The sequence below is a fragment of the Rhizobium sp. G187 genome (genome assembly GCF_051549525.1).
Classification (GTDB): domain Bacteria; phylum Pseudomonadota; class Alphaproteobacteria; order Rhizobiales; family Rhizobiaceae; genus Allorhizobium.
In genome coordinates this window covers 1-18,772 of sequence record NZ_JBPUGM010000010.1, presented here as the reverse complement: position 1 = coordinate 18,772, position 18,772 = coordinate 1, and the positions used below count along the sequence as shown (strand labels likewise).

Here is an 18,772-nt window from a genome sequence, read left to right as displayed (position 1 = left end):
GTTCGTAGTTCCCCGCGCGGGCTCTATCTTGCAGATGCCATCAAACTTCTGCTCGAGCGATCCCGCGGGCCATCGCGGCGATGAGGTCGGTTCTGGTGACGATACCGATGAGTTTGCCGTATTCCAGAATGGGTACTGCATCGACATCTGTATCGCCCATCAAAGGCAACAAGGCTCCGAGCGGCGTGTTCGCAATAGCCCGAGGGACCGTGACACTCATGATGTCGATTGCCAGGACTGGTTTATCCCTTTCGGGGTCGATCAGTCTTCGCAGAGCGGGGATGAGACCTCGATCAAGACGAAGTGCGTCTTCTCTTGCGCGGCTGATGAGGTGCATCTGGAAGATAATGCCTAGAAACCGCTGTCTATCGTCGACCACGGGTAGCGATGTAAAACGATGACGCCGGAAGAGATCCGCGACTGTGCCCAAATCCGTGTTTGCCTTCACCGTGATCAGGTTCGAGGACATGATGGCGCCCGCAGTTGGAGTGCCGGTCTGGTGCGCGGCCGCCTGGAGCTCTGCTGCACCGATAAGGCGTGCCAGATCTTCAACGCCGAGATTGAATGACTGTCGATAGCGTTGAAGGATGTCGCTTAGCTCAGCCTCGGAAAGGCCCAGCCGTTCAACCGCGATCCGATCAGCGGTGCCATGCCTGTTCTGCTGGTCGAATTGACGAAATGGATAGCGACGCCCTGTGAGCCTGGCATAGGCGATCGCAATCAGGACGAGGCTTGCAGTGCCCGTCGCAATCGGCGCAAGCGCGAACCAGAAGCCAAGGTGCTCCACAGCTTCCGGGCTCATGGCAGCCGTCATGGCCACTGCTCCTGCCGGCGGATGAATTGCCCGCAGCATGATTGTCATAAGAATCGCAATCGAGACAGCAAGGGCGATCCGTAACGTCGGCTCGTGGATGAACAGCGAGATTGCAACGCCAACAAGAGCCGCGACAGTATTGCCGATGACAGCAGACCATGGCTGAGCAAGCGGACTGTTGGGAACGGCAAACAGGAGAACCGCAGTCGCGCCCAGCGGTGCGACGAGGTAGAGGCCATTTTCAAGATCGACGCCGGGAGACAGCAAGAAATAGCCGGAGAGCCAAAGCCCGATGAAAGCTCCAAGGCCCGCGCGCAGAGCCTCCTTTGGAGCCGTGCCAGTCACTGCGGGCCCAAATGAACGTAAAAACTGCAATTGAATATTCCCGATCGATTGAAAGCACAAACTTTCAGCAAATGATCAGAATTTCAACTAGCAATAGGGGTATCAAAGGGCTGGCGCTGGACAAGATTGCGTACCTAAATCCAAGTGTCGCGATAAGGATCGCGGCGTCGCCTAGGCTTCCCGCGCGCTGGTGGGCGTCTCGATCTACGGAACCATGGCGATCCTTGTCATCGCCTATCTTTCGCGATTTCTGCCCCGCCTCAAGGCAGTCAGGGTCACTGCCCTGTCAGTTCAAATGCAGGCTGGCAGATAGACTGGGCAGATCAGGCACTTCGATCATCTAGCGTGTCTAGCGTGTCCGCAACGGGGCCGGGAGGAGACCGTCCGATGTTGGGTCGCCGAAAGGCGAGAGCGGACATCTATGCATCTGGTGCTGCTGTCCGAGTTCGGCCCCTTTCCAGCCTCCAACCTCAATGCAGCTCATGTCTCCTTTTGGCGCGAAGCGGTCGTGACGCACGAGCCGCATATGGCTCGAGAAAATACCATTCGGGCGTCTTCGCCTTGAAGGGATTTGAACTTCCGACCCCTTATATCCGAAAGCCATGAAATTGATTTCATTTAGATTCCCGGCCCACCGTCGACTGCTATTTGAAACTTTTGTTGCTTTTCTATAGCTGTGTCTATCGGTCGCCCCTGATCCTCAACTGCAAGGTATCAGAAGTTGAAGGAGCAAAACTACACGAAACACGCCGAGCAGCGGCATGGGATCGAAGACATGGCGTCAAAGACACACAGAGACTCTGGAGGGGGCAACATCTGATCTATGGGTACTTCGATTGAACTGAAGGTGAGTAGCGTCTCCCTCGACTATGCCAAGAACAATATGGGTAGCGATTACGGCTACCTTTTTCAGAGCCAGGATTTGGCGAGTCGGCCGTGCGACGGCATAGACTACGACTACTATGCCGCCCATCCTGAGGAAGAAGACGAGCTCGCGGAGCGCGAGCTTTCGTTCGTTCGCCCGCTGTCGCGTGTCGTTCCGAGGCTGGAGATCCTTGGCCACACCTTGGCGACCGCCAAGTCGGAGTATGAGGCACTCGCGTCCGAGGCGGCTAGCATTTTCGAGATGGTGTCGAACGGACTGCAGCCGGACTACCTGACTTTCGAGGAATTTTGCGATCTCGCCAACCTCTTCCCCCTGACGAGCCTTGCTGACGGTTATGTCGAATATGAAACCGAAGGCCGCGACACCGTTTCGCAAGGACGCTTTGCAGATCAGGCCGAGCGATTTGCCCGTGTCCCCTGGACCGAGAACTCCGACATGTATTGGTCCGAGGCGAGCTATCTGTCGTCAAAAGTCTGCATCCTCAGCGCCGCTTCAATGCTCTTGATCTTTGCCCAAGACCCGCGGAATGCTGAGGCGGAGGTGATATGGCAGTTCGGCGATATTGTGAATGCAGGTTGGGCCGCACGGGGGGACTTTGTCGCCGGCGCGGACCGAAAGCAGACGATCTTGGTCGCGACTGAAGGTGCGTCGGATGCTCGTATCCTGCGTCGTGCGCTCGACCTCCTTCGGCCCGACATCGCGGATTTCTTCCGCTTTATTGACGGCGATGAGCGGCATCACTTTTGGGGCACCGGCAATCTGGTCCGGTTCGCTGAGGGGCTGGTTCGGATCGACATCCAGAACCAGGTGCTGTTCCTTCTCGACAACGATGCGGAAGGGGTGGATGCGTACCGCAAGCTCAAGGAGCTGAATATGCCGGCGAACCTGCGCAGCATGGTTTTGCCGAATGTTGAGGAACTGCGGAGCTTTCCGGCACTTGGCCCGGAGGGGCTCACCAACTGCGACATCAATGGCCGCGCAGCTGCGATTGAATGCTATCTCGACCTCAATCTTCCCGGCTATCCGCCGGCGCAGGTGATCTGGAGCAATTTCAAGCGCGATATAGCATTGTGGCACGGTGCCTTGGAACACAAAGAATCGTATGACCGCCATTTCATGAAGCATGATGCTCACGAACTAGCGTCCGGGAAGTATGATCTCTCCAAGCTCCATCAGGTCCTTGATGCAATGGTCATTGAGGTTTCATTGCTAAGCGCGGCAGATCCGCGCTAACCTGGAGGCGTCAGAAGGACGTGATATGAGTGCAGCAGCGATTCTTGATGAGATGGCTCGACGCGACAATATTGTCGATATTTTCCGCCGCGTTCTCGCCCGTCATGGAATTGTGCTGGCCATGAACCGCATGGACTTTCACCTGTGCGAGAAAGTGATCATCGAACTCACGTCTCAACCTGCCCGCCTTTCGGCAACCGTACTGGATTTCATGTTTCCCCATGAACCCGCTCCGAGCACGGTCTACCACTATACCGGGTTCAGCGGATTTCAGGGGATTGTCTCATCGGGCGAGCTTCGGCTCTATCCAGTCCGCAACCGGCTTGGCCAGGGTGGAGAGCTTGAGGCATTTGCAAAGGCACACATACTTGACGGTTATCTAGACCCGTCACAGGGTGAAGAGTTCTATAAGGCCCTATCGGATGACCTATTTTATGCTTCCCTGACGCGGATTCCTCCAAAGGATCCACTGCTGATGTGGGGAGCATTTAGCAGAGGCACCGGTGTACGTCTCGAACTCAAGGTTACACCTAAACCCGCCGCCGCGTTTCGGCCGATCTATTACGAAACGAGCGGGTCGATGACACTCCTACAAGAAATAAACGATGCGCTACGAGCTGCAGGAGAGCCTCCGTTCAATCCCTGGACAATCTCGCGCGCTGGCGCGTTTTATCTGGATTGGACCGTTGAAATGGAAGACGAGGTGCGCCTTCTCGTCAAACGGCATCCGGATGGTGTTGACCTCGCCCGAAACGATGGCGCCTCCGAGTACTGGCCGATCCCGATCGACCAACCCAATGGCTTTTGCGATCTGCAATTGACCGGCGTGCATGTCGCTCCGGGCGGCAATAGAGACGCGATCATCGCAGCCTTGAAAGGTACGCGCTTCGCCGCCGTTTCAGTCACCGGACCGTAGTCGCGCGCCCTGCAACCGACGGGATGCGAAGGACCTGGTGTTCATCGGCTCAGCAAATCTGAAAGTGGGCGAGATCCGCCTCAATATCGAAGTCGTTCCTCTGGCCACGTCCTTGCTCGCGGGCAGAGCACCGGTTACCCTTGACTATCAATCAGGATCTTTTGTCATCCGCGTTGATCCGCTCTAAATTCGTGCTGGCAGTATCCCTGTCGCAAGACGGCCTTAGCCGTAAATCGCAGCCTTCATGGAAGAATACAGAAAACTCTTCACCTTCCTGATGGATTCTGAGGGCTCCATCGCCTTTCGGTTAGCCCCCGATCCGGCCGGACGCTGATGTCCTAAAGACAAAAAGTTGAATCAATTTAGTGCGCTACATGAATGCGGGTTGGATTTGTCTGGGGCTGCATCCCGCTGCCTGCAGGCAAAGTACCCTCTCCGATGCGGTGGACAGCTTAGAGTGAGAGGCGCTAATCACAAGCGTGGCGACGCGCAACTACCACCGATCGGCACGGTGGCGTCCATTGGTCCAAGTCTAATTTGAAATGGCCCACCAATAGGTCGAGCCGTATACTGGGATGTTGTTCTGCTGCGACCAATTGAATTTCTTCCACATGTTCTGTTTGGGATTCCCACCAAATTTCGCTTCATCATGCAGCCAATTATAGGCATTTTCCGTAATCCAGGTCCGCTGCGGTAGCTTGATCTCGGTAAGCTTGGCCGCATAGTTGGCCGCCCGCCCCACCCAAACAATATCATTATCGCCACGCACACCCGTTCGGGCCGCTCGTAGCTGGCTCGTATCGATGCCAACAACCTGACTGACGGCAAATGTATTTCCAGAATACTGGTTGGTGAGGGCGGGATTGATGACGCTTTGGACCGCCCAATTGATTTTTAACCCGCAAATGGCGGCATCTGAGGTTTGAGTGTTGCCAATAAATACCGCCATCACTCTGTCACCGTCGTAGGACGTGATAACGCCACCACTATCTCGAATGATCTTTCCAGAGCAAAACAAAAACGTTTTGTAGATCTCGGCAGCCTTTTGCCAACCGAGAGTGTCCACCATGTTGGTGGACCCAGTCAGATCCGCGTAGAGAACCGTGGCGCGGTCAAACTCGACAGCATCATTAGATAGCTTGAGATCGGTCGGCGCCGGCACGACCTTCCCTGCCCGCGCCGCCCATTGTTCACGAAACGTCTGAGCCGCATGATCTTGAAGGTCTTTCAGAAGGCCCATTTGTTATCCGTTGTTTGGACCCATGGTCTTGATGTGGTCGCGCAGCTTGTTGCACGCCGGCGCTAGGAGGGCAGCCATGTCCTTGCCAGCTTCGAAACGGTAGGGCACGGTCGTGATCCCGGTCATATCGCTTGGCAATTTTAGCTTCTCATCACGCGGTTCCATCAGGATCGAGCGGGCACGCCCGAGGCGGCCCATAAACAGACCCAACTCCAAGATCACGTTGTCACGCGGCGTAGGCCAATCCTGGCCTCGGTACGCCGTCATGTCGTCAGCGTGAGCGACCGCGATTGCAAAATCGGAGTCGTCAATCGCGGCCTCAAGAGACTCCATCGTGTAATTAGCAATGCGGAAAACACCGTCTGTCCATACCGTGCAGGTAAAGGGATCGTGCTCAAACGCCTCCTGGATAGCACGAGCGATAGGCAGGCCTTCGACCGATGAGATAATGAAGACGCGGATTTTGTCGCGGTAAACGTTGACCAACTTGTTGCGTTCTAGCAAACGCCGGGAAAGCTCTTGTGCAATATTGCGATAGAGGTGTGGATGCCGGCCGGCGATATCGTCGAACTGAGGTTCCGTCAGTTTCGCTAAGACGACTGACGTTTGTGCAATCACCGTGGCGGAACGCTTCTGCGTAGGTTGGATAGCAGCCATCTCGCCCACGCAGTCGCCCGGACCACGGGTCGCAACAGGATGGCCATTAACAACAATCTGGAGCGTTCCGTCGAGAATGAAATAGATGTCATTGCTGTGGTCACCCTGCCGGATCAACTCATATCCCGCCGGATGCTCCTCGATAGTGCACTGGTCGGCCAACTCGACCGCAATGTCGTCTTTTCCACGTACCAGTTTCTGACCTGCCAAAGCCTCGATACGAAGACGGCGCCCTTCGGCGCCCTGAAATCGTTCTTTCATAAATCCCCATCCCTTTTGAGGAAAATTAATGCAACCGCCGGGCGAAGACAATGGTGCCGAGTTTATGGGCTGACAACTCAGCTGCGCAATCCCCAGTTTCATGACCTTGTGAGATCAGGAGGAATGACTGTGCGTACCCGCGATCGCGAAGATCAAAGCGCACGCGCCGGCCACAACCGCGTTTGCTGAGAGACACCAATCGTGTCTCTATAGATCGGAGAAGATGTGCGTTTTGGTGAGTTCGCCGCGTTGCGGAGGCTTAATTCCTTCTCACCAACCAGGAGCGCCGTAACCTTATCGATATCGCTTAGGCGAGCAGGGGTCTCGTTGGCGATCGATGTCACGAAGTCACCATAAGATACTGGTTGGTCACCATGCGCATCGCGAATCCGCCGCATGAAGTCGTCGGCGAGCCGATCCTTCATGACTTCCTCGTCTTTGGTTCCAAACCAAAAATCCGGAGCATTGCTGGGATCAAGGTTCGGATTGAAGCCAAGCATCTCTAATCCACCATGCCCTTGGTGCAGGGATTGGTTATTGATCAGCCAATGGCTGTCGACCATCACGTTCCTGGCTTTCAGGTGGTTCGAGAGATGCACCAGCCATAAATCCTTCCGAGCTTCTTTTGATCGTAGGAAAAAGGGGCTTTGAAATTTCGCGCCTGTCATGCCTGAGATATGTCGCAGCAGCAGGCGTTGGATGACGTACCGTCCACCATGCTCGCCCTTGTGGCGAAGGAATTCCCGAAGCTGATCTTCGGATATCTCAATCGGCGCAAGACGGTTGACGGTATGGGGTTTGTCAGTGAGATAATCGATAAGCCAGCCGACGGCGAAAGTGAGGATGCACTCGCCCGCTGAGAATTGGAGTATCTTTCGAACGGTCTCAAAGGCGACGTCCGAATAGCCTTTTTGATCCAGGAGGAAGATTGAGCGCCCTACCCCGCCTCGCGTGCGATGCTCGATCCTGCGACAGATGTCCGGAAACACGACCTCGAACTTTGCGTGATGAAGGAATATCGAGTTCCCGATCGCCGCAAGGTGTCCTTCCTTCGTCAGCTCCTCGCGAAGAAAATCGATATGATCCTTTTCGCTATCAACGAAATGATATTCGGCATCGATGGTGAGCGCCTTTGTCCGCCCAACGTTAGCTTGCTCCTGAGCCTTGCTTACAGCATCCAGGAAGAGAAGTGGTGTGCCGCGGACAAGCTCACCAGCATCACTAAATCGACCACCGCCGCAAAATCCGTCAACCAGCGTGATGCGTTGCCTCTCCTGGGCGTGGCTTACAAGCGTTGCTGGGAAATAATTTTGAAGATAGGTCTCGATAAGACGCAATTTTGCGCCGCTGTGAGCGCTAAGGGGCGGCAACTCACCGCCCAGCTTCCATCCAAATTCGGCGATCGTTGCGACTCCCCATGCCAACCAAGTCTAAGTTGCGTTCGACATGTAGAACTGTCAAGTTCAGGCGGCCTTTTCTACCTTTTCACATCCTTTTGGAAACTGCCTCACCAACCTGCCATCAACAAGACCTCCCCCTTTTCCATGAGGATCAACTTCTTTGACTTGACCTGGCAACATTCCTTGCTCTTGCACAAGCGGATTGTTGCCAGGCACTCCCCATTGTTTGTGAAAAGCTGCGATACCGTATTCCTGACAATCGGCGATGATATCTCGCGCCCATTGGCTTAACATCGGGCGAGCGCGCGGGCCACTTTCTCCGCCACAAATAAGCCAGTCCGGGCGCGGATCGCCATGTGATATCCGAAGCGGACCAATCGCCGGCTCGTAGGACACAAACCAGACGCGAGCGGGAATGAGAGAGATGAACCGCTTCCTTTGATCGAAACGGGATTGATCCTCAGCGGTGAAGCCCAACCAGACATTCGAATACCCCTTGCTGCCCCAATCGGCCGGCAGCATTTTCTGGATATTTTGCGGGCGCTTGGTCAGCAACTGCCAATCTAGCGATGGAGTGGCACTGATGACTTTGAATAGATCTTCACGCCACTCGGGATCCGCTTGGTTATCGAAAACATCGGCAAGCGAAGCACAAAACACGCGCTGCCTGCGACCGTGGACGCTCGCAAATTCTGCGGCCTTGCGCTGCCACATATGCGGAGCTTTCCAGTAGCTCTCTGTCGTGCGCTTGCGCGGTGAGTTACCCCATTTCACCTGACCGGACCGCTTGGCCCAAGCCTCGGCATAGCAGTTGTCGCAACCTGGGCTGATGTTAGTGCAGCCAGTCCACGGGTTGAAAGTGTGGTCAGTCCATTCGATCGTCGAATGCATCGCCATGGTGACACCCCTCGCCAAAAATCCGCAAATCGCCCGGTGATTCTACTTTCGTTCTCTCCTGTCACAAAATGATTAAGGTTGTGATCGCTCTTTAGTGGAAGCATTACCGGCTGGCCTACCCGGCCCCTCGCTGGAACGAGTGAGTTCAGATTACTCCCCACGCCCGAAACCTCCCCCTCCCCGTCATCTCGCGAAGACCGAGCTCCTGCACGATCCGCCGCGCCCCTTGCGGCGTGACCTCGAGCGTCTTCGCCACCATGCCGGCCGAGATCAGCGGCCGCGCCATGACAAGCTCGACAAGCTCCGGCAGCCTGGATGACGTCCGCCGCCCCTCCAGTTTGCGCATCATCATCTGCCGCGCCAGCACCAGCCGGTCATGCTCCTTCAGGCCGGTCTCAGCCGAGATTGTCAGCGCCCTTGCTATCGCCAGCAACCGTGTCTCGCGGTCACGATGCCGGCGCCGATCGACGGGGATGGCCTTGAGCCCGACATTGATTGCGGCGAGATGACCGCCATTAGTCAAGCCACTCTCGCGCAGGATCGAGGCGGCCAGCAGCCGACCGAGCCAGGGCGCATGCTGGAGAACGGCAATCTCGTTCCAGGCGTCGAGCGCCACGATGGCCTGAAGGACCGGTGGCAGATCCTGGGCCCGCGCCAGCACGGCCCGCCACTCCTCCAGGCGCTCGTCCTCATCCCAGTCGAGATCGTAGACGACGGGATCTTTGTCCGGAGCGCTTTTGGTGCGCCCCGGCTTCTTCGCCTCTTTGATCGCGGCCTCGGAGCGGGCGAGCACCGCATCTATCGCGGCAAACGCATCACTCAGACCGTCGGCATCGGGATCTTCGGTCTCCCCTACCCCAGCCCGAGTGTCGCTGACCTCAACATTCCCATCCCGCACCCCCTCCCCGTCTCCACCCAATGATGCTCCGGCCCACGGCCGGCCGCGGAGGGAGGTGAGGCCTTGATCAGAGAGAGCCCAGGCGGGCGGATGGGCGGCAATGCGGCGTCGGGTTCTCAGGATGTCGCGGGCGATGGTGAGTTCGTGGGTGGGGGCACGGATGTCACGAAGCGCATCATGCAGAACGAGGTCTTCCAGATGGACGAGTTCGCCATCGACCCAGAGTGAGGCATGCGCGTCGAGGAAATGCGCGCGCTCAAGAAAGCCTTCGCCGACAGGAGAGCGGGCGATGCGCTCATCGAGACGGGCAAGAGCGACCCCTGCCTCGGAGATCGGTCGCAGCAGGCTCTGGAGGGGCAATTTTGCGAGTTCGTAAGTCATTGAATTTATGGTAAATGATTCGTTAAGCGAAAGCTATAACACAATTGTGGTTCCGTACTTCTCACTAATGAGCCCGCGGTGGCTCACCGCCGATAAGTAACCCTTATCGGATGTTATCTGTACATGCGTGTTGTACGCTTCCGTTTCCAGTGCTATCTTGCCGTCGAGGCACAAGAACCGGAGCCAACAATGCCCCAGACGCACTATAAGATCAGCGAGGCGCGCAAAAACTTCGCCCAGGTTCTCGATCGCGCCAATCAGGGCGAAGAGATCATCATCATGCGCGGCAATGAGATCTATGCCCGTATCGGTCCGGCAGATCCCGCTGGTAAAAGACCTTTCGGGCTCCTGGCGCGGCGGGGCCTTCCGGACGACCTGTTTGACGAGCATGATCCGGAACAGGCCGCAATCGATGCCGGCGACTGGAACGACGACGTCGGGGTCTTCCAAGGTGACGCGCTTAACGGGGACAAGCGCTCTTGAAGCTTCTTCTCGACAGTCATGCCGTCTACTGGTGGACGATCGGCAGTGCGCGACTTTCACCACATGCACGTTCCCTTATCGAGGACAAGAGTAACGCCGTTCTCGTCAGCGCCGTCTCCTTCTATGAGCTCGACAACAAGATGCGGTTGAAGAAGCTTGATCTCAAGCCGCAGGAACTGCGCGCCGCGATCACCTCCAGCGGCTTCCAGACACTCGCCATCAGTGACTTGCATGCGGAACTTGCGGCGGCCTTCGACTGGGAGCACCGGGACCCATGGGACCGGATTCTCGCTGCGCAGACACGGCTCGAGCATTGCGCACTGATCTCGACGGACGTGGTGTTCGATGCCGTCCTGCAGGATAGGGTCTGGTGAGGAGAAAACTGTGAGAGTTCTCGTTGACGTGACGGAAGCGGCAGAACGGCTTGAGGAGTTGATTGAACTGTCATTCCGTGGCGATGAGATCATCATCTGCCGAAACGAGATACCCGTCGCGATGCTCACGCCGATCGCTCAAAGGATCACCTCTCATGAGGATTTTCTCTCTCTGGCGGAGGAGGGGCGTAAAAATGTGCAGCCCGGCACAAGCTCCGACCATTCCGATTTTTACGACGAACACGGCCTGCCCAAATGAGTGCGGTTGATCGCCGCGTCAGGGATCTCGACACGATCGCAGCCGTTCTCCCAATGGAGCGCCGCGACGAGCTGGCCGAGCTATTGACCGATCAGGACGTCGAGACGCTGCGGCATCTGGTCAATGAGGGCATGGGCGCAAACAGCTTGCGAGCCCTCACCTCCGATCTTGCCTATCTGCAGGCCTGGTCGCTCGCGGCGACCGACAGGTCCCTGCCCTGGCCGGCACCCGAAGCGCTGCTGCTGAAGTTTGTCGCGCACCACCTGTGGGATCCGGGAAAGCGCCTGATCGATCAGCAGCACGGCATGCCGGCTGAGGTCGAGGACAAGCTGCGCATCCAGGGCTATTTGCGGGGAGCCGGTCCTCATGCGGCCGACACCGTAAGACGCCGCCTGGCGACCTGGTCGACGCTGACGAAATGGCGCGGGCTCGATGGCTTTTTCAGCTCCCCTGCCCTCAAATCCGCAATCCGACTTGCCGTGCGTGCGACACCGCGTCCAAGGAAGCGTAAAAGCGCCAAGGCCATCACCGGGGATATCCTGTCCAGACTGATCGCAACCTGCACGACGGCAAGCCTGCGTGATGTCAGAGACCGTGCGATATTGATGGTGGCCTTCGCCTCCGGCGGCCGGCGCCGCAGCGAAATCGCGGGCCTCAGGATCGAGCAGCTGCAGCCGGAAGAGCCGATCCAGATTGACGGAGCCCCTCCCCTGCTCTCTCTTTCCATTCATCTCGGTCGCACCAAAACCAGCGGTGCCGACAGTGATGAAGTGGTCTACCTCAGCGGTCGACCGGTCGATGCGCTGAACGCGTGGCTTGCGGCGGCGAAAATCGACAAGGGCAGTGTCTTCAGGGCGATTGATCGGTGGGGAAATGTCTCGCGCCGGCCGCTGGACCCCAAGGCCATCAATGACATCGTCAAGCAGCGGGCGGAACTGGCCGGGCTCGATCCGGCGGAGTTTTCCGCGCATGGCCTGCGCTCCGGCTATCTGACCGAAGCCGCCAATCGCGGCATTCCTCTCCCCGAGGCCATGGAACAGTCGAGGCATCGATCCGTTCAGCAGGCGTCAGAGTACTACAATCACGCACAGCGGCGGAGCGGAAGAGCATCGCGTATGCTTGATTGATTTGGAAGTCTCCGTGTTGATTATGGGAGGGCCACCATCCCATAATCAACAAGCAGTGCTCATCCCGTGTTCCCGGCATAACTCCGGCACAGGAACGCCGCCCTTTGCATGGCGCTGGATAGCAAGGATTTGGGGTTCGCTGAATCTGCTCGTCTTAATCAAAATCTGCTCGAATACAGAGCCCGAGAAAAGTCTATTTTTGAAGCCCATTAATTGGCGGGGGGGATTACCCGTCCAGCAGGCATCGGAGCAATTCAACAGCGCTACCAAGCAGAGTAAAAGGCAACGCCGCCTATAGGCCTGGAAGCAGCGCACCACTCAACCGTCCCCCCTAGACCGAGGGACGTCAGTTCCCGACTTTCCTGTCTGACATTATAGCCAAGCTCAATGCCCACTATCATGTGGATAGATGTGCCCAGTCGTACGTGCGGTGGCGCCAAAAAATCACCGATCCATCCAATTCGACATTTCATCCGGTCGCGCCTTGACAATTCTTGTTGCTTAAAACAACGTCGCGTATACATGTGCTTAAGTTCAAAATGGCTAATTAATAAATTGAAAATATTGATATTTATAGAATATATATGCGTTTAGATAGATAGAATTATCTAACACTGTTTCTATGTTGAATTATATATTAGTGACACAACCCCAAATAAGACAATCATATTGAGACTAAAAGTATATTTTTGAGTCAAATCATAGATCTACACATTGATGTAATTCCGATAAATTCATATTATCTATTAAAGCATAAATCTTAATGATCAGGGGCGCTTTATGTCTAAGTATAAATTGACGGTCAACGGGAATGGTGTATTCCCAAATGCAACAATTGTGATCGATGAAGATACGTATATACTTGATGCGCTTGAGGATGCTGGATACTCAGTTCCTTATTCAGGTCGAGCTGGAGCAGATGCCGCTACAATTTTTATGCTGGTTAGCGGGTCAGTGGACAGTTCCGATGGTCATTTGTCTCGGATGAGCTACGGCAAAGAGGTGTATTTGAGGGAGATGTGACTTATGTTAAGTCCGATGCCTCGATCATCTTCTTGGGGGAAGAGGGGTACGATGCGCTTGCGTCAGAGGGCGAGTCTTCGGGAGATCCGGACGACACCAGCGACGAATCTAGTTCAGATGATGGTTCGTCAAGCGGCGGGTCACATGGTGACGATGCCGACACTGATGGGTTTACGATTGATGGCGTCACATATCGTGCGGGCGACACCCTTCCTGATGGATCAACGTTTCTTGAGACAATAGAGATTCGATCCACAAGCAGCAACGGAGCTTCCCACTTCAACGGAACGTTGAATATGATGTACGCTCATGAGTACTCCATCGGTCGCGGGAGCTCAGGGCAATCAAAATTGGACGAAAGCGGCACAACTTCAGATGAGGTAATCATCGTAGATGAGAATGGAGACTATGTAGAGGCCGATTTCTTTAATGCCTGGGACGTTTTATTCTCTCCGGGAATTGATATCACCAATGGCGTTGTATTAATAAATCCAAATTCAGACATTATTCCAAGATTTGCAATTCCAGATCGTCCAGGAATAGACGAATATTCAACAACTAGCATTTTTTACCATGACTACGAATCCTCGGCCTCTGTACCGCTGGATGAATATCAAGCTCTGCGCTACAGCAATGATGGCCTTTCTGCACTTGAGGATGCGCTGATTTCAAATCCCACACCAGGTGACGACGGTGCTGCGACTATAAACGGCACTATCAATGATGCTGGGAACCTGGGTCCGGTGTTCGATGGAGATGACAATCTGGTCTATTCATTTATCGTTGAAAATCCCGATGCAAATCAGTCGGACATCGTTGTGAACTATACGATCGCTGGTGAGCATGTCCTGGCCAATGGTTATGTTGCCCGAATGGTTCAACGATATGATAATACACCAGATGATTTAACTGACGCGGATTATGGCTATTCCCTTTTGACATTTGGGGAAGGTGACGCCTTTCTGCAAGGTGCCGTTGAGTGGCCCGCCGATATTATGGCGGACGCCGCATGGTATCAAAATGCTTTAGAAATTTTTGGCACAGCAAACGAATCACTCCTTTGAATATTACTCACCTCGTGAAATGGTTGTGTTGGGCTTTGGTTGCAGCCGCATTGGCTGGAGCCATATACACTTCGTCAATTTTGATATTGGCGTATCGAGTGAATAGTTATCTCGACTTTATCGCTGCCGCGATGTTGTTGGGAATTTTATTAAATCTAATTTTCAAGGACAAAAAGCTGATGTATCTATCAGCTTTTTCGCTGCCATTTTTTTCAGCATTTATTGTCCCGCAGGTGTTGCCAACAGCAATGGCTGCTTGCGTCGCACTCGTTTGGGGTGTGCTGTGCTTTATCTTGGGTGCTATTCGGGACAGGCTATGATCCCAGCTTCGTGTCGCCTTCTTAAATTCTTGCTGCTTGGAATCGTCGTCATGTCCCCGGCCACGACTCACGCAAGAGAAACTGTGGCCCATGAGGCGCATCAGCGCGTAGTCAAGGTCCATAGCATTTACTTCCAGCTTCGAGAAATGGGAGCCTACGAGAGAGCTTATATGCTCTTGACGGATGGGCAAAAGATACAGGTCTCCCTAGCCCAATTTGGATCTCAGTGGGCAGCACTGCGTGAACGGTACGGAAGGCTAACCCACCTGAGAATCAGCAAGGTCACATGGTATCGAAATCCAATGGACGCTAAACCCGGCCTCTATGCTGCCGTCGACTATCGCGCAAGCTTCGAACGCCTCAAAGACTTTTGCGGCTTGGTAGTTTGGTCCGTGGGTGAAGGATACAAGGTCCAGCGAGAAGAGATGATTTTTTTGGCAGACGATCCGAAGCGCCCCAAGTCAGGACCGGCTGAGGACAGGGCACTAAAAACGCTGCCTTGCAATTCGCCATAACCGTCGTAGAGAGCAGCCATCGCGCTGCGGGCCGCAAGCGCCTTCTACCCCGATTGGGGTACAGTTGCGCATTTCCATGTTAAACCGAAGAAATTGAGTCCGTTGACTACAGCTTTCGCAGGTTTAGGCGGAAAAACTTAGCACGAAAAGCGGAGCCTGACTTGGTTAGGTCCTCCCACCTGGTCGGGACCGTTTTGCTGAAAACCTGAGTGGTTGAATAAATATTCCCCAAACCAGGAGCTTAACTTACAATTTCCTTGACGGAAAATCATACTAAATCTGCGCTCTCTTCCAAAAAAAATAGATAGAAAACTGAATAAATAAACCATCAGGCCCCATCTTAGTGTCCCAAAAATCGATCGTCGCACTCGCCATCAAGAGAGTAAGGTCAGCCTTCGTCACAATCGGCGCAGTCAATACCGCTACAAATATTCTTATGCTGACCAGCCCACTGTTCATGATGCAGGTCTATGACCGGGTGCTGGCAAGCCGGAGTGTGCCAACGCTGGTGGCGCTGTCACTGCTGGCGATCGGGCTCTACCTGTTTCTCGGGGTGCTGGAACTTCTGCGCTCCCGCATCCTCACACGCGTCGGACAGCGGATCGAGGAGGATCTCGGGGACGCGACGTTCCGCGCGGTGATGGTGTTGCCGCTCAGAATGTCTCGCAAGGAAGCGGTGTCGCAGCCGATTCGGGACCTCGAACAGATCCGGCAGTTCATGGGCGGGCCGGGACCGGTCGCGATTTGCGACATGCCTTGGCTGCCGCTTTATATCGGCATCCTTTTCCTCTTTCATCCACTTCTGGGCTGGCTCGCGATTGCCGGCGCGGTGGTGCTGATTGTGCTGACGATCACCAGCGAGTTTCTCTTGCGCGATCCCATGCGGCGGATTGCGCAGTTTTCAGCTGCCCGGGCGGAGTTTCTTGAGGCCGGGCGGCGCAATGCCGAGGCCCTGCAGGCCATGGGTATGCGCGGGGCCTATACCGCCCGCTGGCGTGGGGCGAATGCGGAGTATCTTGCCGAACAGCAGCGCACGGGCGATGCGATCAGCAGCTTCTCAACGACATCAAAGATCTTCCGACTGGCCCTTCAGTCGGCCGTTCTGGCACTTGGTGCCTGGCTTGCGATCAACGGGATGGCTTCTCCGGGTGCGATGATCGCCGCCTCGATCCTGACCGCACGCGCATTGACGCCGATCGAACAGGCGATTGGCCAGTGGCGTGGTTTCATCAATGCAAGGCAGGCGAGGGATCGACTTTACAAGCTTCTGGAGCAGTTCCATAAGGATGTCCCGCGCATGGCGCTGCCGAAGCCAGGGGCTTCGTTTGCTGCTGCAGGCCTGACTGTCATGGCGCCTGGCGCTAATGCGCCTGTTATCCGCGACATCAGCTTCAGCGTCAGCGGGGGCCAAGGTGTTGGGATCATCGGGCCCAGTGGTTCCGGAAAGTCTTCGCTGGCGCGGGCTCTTGTTGGCATCTGGCCGCCAGCGAGGGGCAGCGTCCGGCTGGATGGTGCTGAACTCGACCAATGGGACCCGGAGGCGCTGGGGCCTTCCATCGGCTATCTGCCGCAAGGCGTCGAACTGTTCGACGGCACGATCGCCGAGAACATCTGCCGATTTTCTGCTGATGCCCAGCCTGAGCAGATCATCGAGGCGGCCAGACTTGCCGGTGTGCATGATCTCATCCTGTCGATGCCGGATGGTTACGACACGCGGATTGGTGCGAGTGGCGCGATCCTCTCGGCCGGTCAGCGGCAGCGGGTTGGGCTTGCGCGCGCGCTGTTCGGCAAACCGTTCCTGATTGTGCTCGACGAGCCGAATGCCAGCCTTGATGCGGAAGGCGAGACAGCGCTGACAAACGCCATGCTGGCGCTGCGCCAAGCGGGGTCAATCGTCATCGTGATTGCACACAGGCCGAGCGCGCTGGCGGCGGTCGATCAGGTTCTGGTGATGGCGCAGGGCACGATGGTCACCTTCGGGCCGCGTGACGAGGTATTGCGCAAGACAACCATGCGGGCGGTGGCCGAGAAATGACCGACAAGCAAAGCATGACGCCGATTGCGCGTTCGATCCGAAACTATTCGCTTCTCGCCTTCGTCACCATCCTGGTCCTGGTGATCGGCTTCTGCGGCTGGGCTGCAACGGCCAAGCTTTCCGGGGCCGTGATAGGTCACGGCGTCGTAGTGGTGGATGGCAACGTCAAGAAGATTCAGCATCTTGCTGGCGGCACCGTCGGCGAGATCCTCGTCCGCAATGGAACCCGCGTGGCTCAAGGCGATCTGCTGATCAGGATGGATGACACGATCACACGCGCCAATCTTGCCATAGTCACCAAACAGGTCGATCAACTGACAGCCCTCAGACTGCGTCTTATTGCGGAACGCGATGGATTGGCAACGATGGCGACGGCTGAGGCGTCCGGTCTCGACAGAACGGAAGATGGTCAAAGCTACATCTGCGCCGAGCAAGCGCTGTTTGCGGCGCGACGCGAGACGCTTCAGAGCCAACAGAGCCAGCTCCGCCAACGGATCGGGCAGATCGGGCAGGAAACCGGCGGGCTGACCGTGCGGCTGAGGGCGAAGGAGCAGGAACTGTCCTGGGTGGAGCAGGAGCTTGTGCGGGTGCGCAACCTCAGCGGTCAGCAGCTGATCCAGTTCAACCGCCTTGCCGAGCTGGAGCGGCTGAGGGCGCAGCTCGACGGCGAGCGCGGACAACTGATCGCCGAGATCGCCCGGGCAGGGGCACGGATCACGGAGACCGAATTGCAGATCCTCCAGCTGGACCAGGATCGGCGGACCGAAATCGTCACCGAGCTCCGCGATGTCGATAACAAACTAGCCGAGCTCGAGGAGCAGCAGGTCACGGCTGAGGATGAGCTTAAGCGGGTCGAGATCCGTGCCCCGCAGGACGGGATCGTGCATGAGCTTGCCGTTCACACGATCGGCGGCGTGATTGCGCCTGGCGAGACGGTGATGCAGATCGTTCCGATCAACGACAGCCTTGTCGTCGAAGCGCGCATTCTGCCTGCAGATATCGACCAGCTTCATCAGGGTCAGGATGCGGTTCTACGCTTTTCCGCGTTCAACCAGCGTATCACGCCGGAGGTCTTCGCCAAGGTGGAAACGGTCGCTGCCGATCTGGTCACCAATCCGCAGACCGGCGAGGCCTGGTATTCGATCCGCACCCGGATCCCGGCCGATGAGATGGCAAAGCTCGGAAACCTCACCCTGCTCTCGGGCATGCCGGTGGAGGTGTTCATCAAGACGGGCGACCGGACGGCGATGTCCTATCTGCTCAAGCCACTATCGGACCAGCTGGCGCGGGCGATGAACGAGGAGTGAAAAGTAGGCTTCTAACAAGTTTCGTTAAAAGATGCCGTGATCGTTCAAGGTCTGCCGATAAAGCGGCTGCTTGGTAGCCACAGCAAATGTATCTTTGGGTATACCTGCTGAGACAATCTCCGTGAGACGCAAATCAGTGTATCATTTGGGTTGATTTGCCAGTTATGAGACGCTACCCTTTGAAGGTCTAGAGCCTAAAGAGACGTTTCATGGCAATTTGTCCGTCGTCGAATGATTTGAGACGTTTTGGGCTTTGGAAGAATGGAGTTTCCGGCTCGGTTTGCGGGTTGATTTAAGCCGCTTTGGCTTGGTGGTTCAAGCGGCGCTGTCTGATGGT

General features: G+C 55.9%; 18 protein-coding genes and 1 pseudogene. 12 read left to right on the top strand and 7 right to left on the bottom strand.

The annotated features are described in order from the left end of the window. Positions 1–40: 40 nt before the first annotated feature. The gene (locus ACSV9I_RS21075) at positions 41–1,159 is read right to left on the bottom strand and encodes an HPP family protein (protein ID WP_438330706.1); all 1,119 of its coding nucleotides are present in this window, start codon (positions 1,157–1,159) and stop codon (positions 41–43) included. Positions 1,160–1,982: 823 nt separating this feature from the next. Here ACSV9I_RS21075 and ACSV9I_RS21070 point away from each other — a divergent pair. Both ACSV9I_RS21070 and ACSV9I_RS21065 read left to right on the top strand, forming a co-directional pair. After that, positions 1,983–3,278: a HEPN/Toprim-associated domain-containing protein gene (locus ACSV9I_RS21070; RefSeq protein ID WP_438330705.1), complete on the top strand. Its 1,296-nt coding sequence runs from the start codon at positions 1,983–1,985 to the stop codon at positions 3,276–3,278. Between the two features lie 25 nt (positions 3,279–3,303). Then, on the top strand, positions 3,304–4,194 hold the full coding sequence (locus ACSV9I_RS21065) for a hypothetical protein (protein WP_438330704.1): 891 nt from the start codon (positions 3,304–3,306) through the stop codon (positions 4,192–4,194). Positions 4,195–4,726: 532 nt separating this feature from the next. Here ACSV9I_RS21065 and ACSV9I_RS21060 read toward each other — a convergent pair. The 5 genes from ACSV9I_RS21060 to ACSV9I_RS21040 all read right to left on the bottom strand — a co-directional run bounded on the left by ACSV9I_RS21060 (position 4,727) and on the right by ACSV9I_RS21040 (position 9,928). Further along, positions 4,727–5,434, bottom strand: coding sequence for an adenylate/guanylate cyclase domain-containing protein (locus tag ACSV9I_RS21060; RefSeq protein ID WP_340584190.1), 708 nt, complete (start codon positions 5,432–5,434; stop codon positions 4,727–4,729). Between the two features lie 3 nt (positions 5,435–5,437). Beyond that, positions 5,438–6,352, bottom strand: coding sequence for a TIR domain-containing protein (locus ACSV9I_RS21055; RefSeq protein WP_438330703.1), 915 nt, complete (start codon positions 6,350–6,352; stop codon positions 5,438–5,440). Between the two features lie 152 nt (positions 6,353–6,504). After that, positions 6,505–7,776, bottom strand: coding sequence for a three-Cys-motif partner protein TcmP (locus ACSV9I_RS21050; protein ID WP_340584192.1), 1,272 nt, complete (start codon positions 7,774–7,776; stop codon positions 6,505–6,507). A gap of 39 nt (positions 7,777–7,815) precedes the next feature. After that, on the bottom strand, positions 7,816–8,649 hold the full coding sequence (locus tag ACSV9I_RS21045) for a DUF5131 family protein (RefSeq protein ID WP_340584193.1): 834 nt from the start codon (positions 8,647–8,649) through the stop codon (positions 7,816–7,818). 145 nt (positions 8,650–8,794) lie between these two features. Further along, positions 8,795–9,928 (bottom strand): RHE_PE00001 family protein, encoded by a 1,134-nt coding sequence (locus ACSV9I_RS21040; protein WP_438330701.1) that lies wholly within the window; start codon positions 9,926–9,928, stop codon positions 8,795–8,797. A 189-nt stretch (positions 9,929–10,117) separates the two neighbouring features. Between ACSV9I_RS21040 and ACSV9I_RS21035 the strand changes: the two genes are divergently transcribed. The 4 genes from ACSV9I_RS21035 to ACSV9I_RS21020 are packed head-to-tail and all read left to right on the top strand — an operon-like array spanning position 10,118 to position 12,171. Further along, entirely contained in the window at positions 10,118–10,411 is a 294-nt protein-coding gene (locus ACSV9I_RS21035; protein ID WP_438330700.1) for a type II toxin-antitoxin system Phd/YefM family antitoxin, read from the top strand. Next, positions 10,408–10,785, top strand: a complete 378-nt coding sequence (locus ACSV9I_RS21030) for a type II toxin-antitoxin system VapC family toxin (RefSeq protein ID WP_438330699.1) — start codon at positions 10,408–10,410, stop codon at positions 10,783–10,785. Before ACSV9I_RS21035 ends, ACSV9I_RS21030 begins: the two co-directional genes overlap by 4 nt. A 10-nt stretch (positions 10,786–10,795) precedes the next feature. After that, entirely contained in the window at positions 10,796–11,044 is a 249-nt protein-coding gene (locus ACSV9I_RS21025) for a type II toxin-antitoxin system Phd/YefM family antitoxin (RefSeq protein WP_438330698.1), read from the top strand. Further along, complete coding sequence (locus tag ACSV9I_RS21020) at positions 11,041–12,171, top strand: site-specific integrase (RefSeq protein WP_438330697.1); 1,131 nt, start codon at positions 11,041–11,043, stop codon at positions 12,169–12,171. The genes ACSV9I_RS21025 and ACSV9I_RS21020 overlap by 4 nt, the downstream gene beginning before the upstream one ends. A 51-nt stretch (positions 12,172–12,222) precedes the next feature. On the opposite strand, the pseudogene ACSV9I_RS21015 reads toward ACSV9I_RS21020, so the two are convergent. Continuing rightward, positions 12,223–12,330 (bottom strand): annotated as a pseudogene (locus ACSV9I_RS21015) (transposase); the annotation flags it as partial. A gap of 621 nt (positions 12,331–12,951) precedes the next feature. On the opposite strand from ACSV9I_RS21015, the gene ACSV9I_RS21010 reads away from it, so the two are divergent. The 6 genes from ACSV9I_RS21010 to ACSV9I_RS20985 all read left to right on the top strand — a co-directional run bounded on the left by ACSV9I_RS21010 (position 12,952) and on the right by ACSV9I_RS20985 (position 18,435). After that, complete coding sequence (locus ACSV9I_RS21010; RefSeq protein WP_438330695.1) at positions 12,952–13,194, top strand: hypothetical protein; 243 nt, start codon at positions 12,952–12,954, stop codon at positions 13,192–13,194. Continuing rightward, a complete protein-coding gene (locus ACSV9I_RS21005; protein WP_438330694.1) occupies positions 13,191–14,258 on the top strand; it encodes a hypothetical protein in 1,068 nt (355 codons plus the stop codon). The genes ACSV9I_RS21010 and ACSV9I_RS21005 overlap by 4 nt, the downstream gene beginning before the upstream one ends. 98 nt (positions 14,259–14,356) lie before the next feature. Continuing rightward, positions 14,357–14,578, top strand: coding sequence for a hypothetical protein (locus tag ACSV9I_RS21000; protein ID WP_438330693.1), 222 nt, complete (start codon positions 14,357–14,359; stop codon positions 14,576–14,578). Then, entirely contained in the window at positions 14,575–15,093 is a 519-nt protein-coding gene (locus ACSV9I_RS20995) for a DUF4019 domain-containing protein (RefSeq protein ID WP_438330692.1), read from the top strand. Before ACSV9I_RS21000 ends, ACSV9I_RS20995 begins: the two co-directional genes overlap by 4 nt. 343 nt (positions 15,094–15,436) lie before the next feature. Then, the gene (locus ACSV9I_RS20990) at positions 15,437–17,128 is read left to right on the top strand and encodes a type I secretion system permease/ATPase (RefSeq protein ID WP_438330691.1); all 1,692 of its coding nucleotides are present in this window, start codon (positions 15,437–15,439) and stop codon (positions 17,126–17,128) included. After that, the gene (locus ACSV9I_RS20985; protein WP_438330690.1) at positions 17,125–18,435 is read left to right on the top strand and encodes an HlyD family type I secretion periplasmic adaptor subunit; all 1,311 of its coding nucleotides are present in this window, start codon (positions 17,125–17,127) and stop codon (positions 18,433–18,435) included. The genes ACSV9I_RS20990 and ACSV9I_RS20985 overlap by 4 nt, the downstream gene beginning before the upstream one ends. The last annotated feature ends 337 nt before the right edge of the window (positions 18,436–18,772 follow it).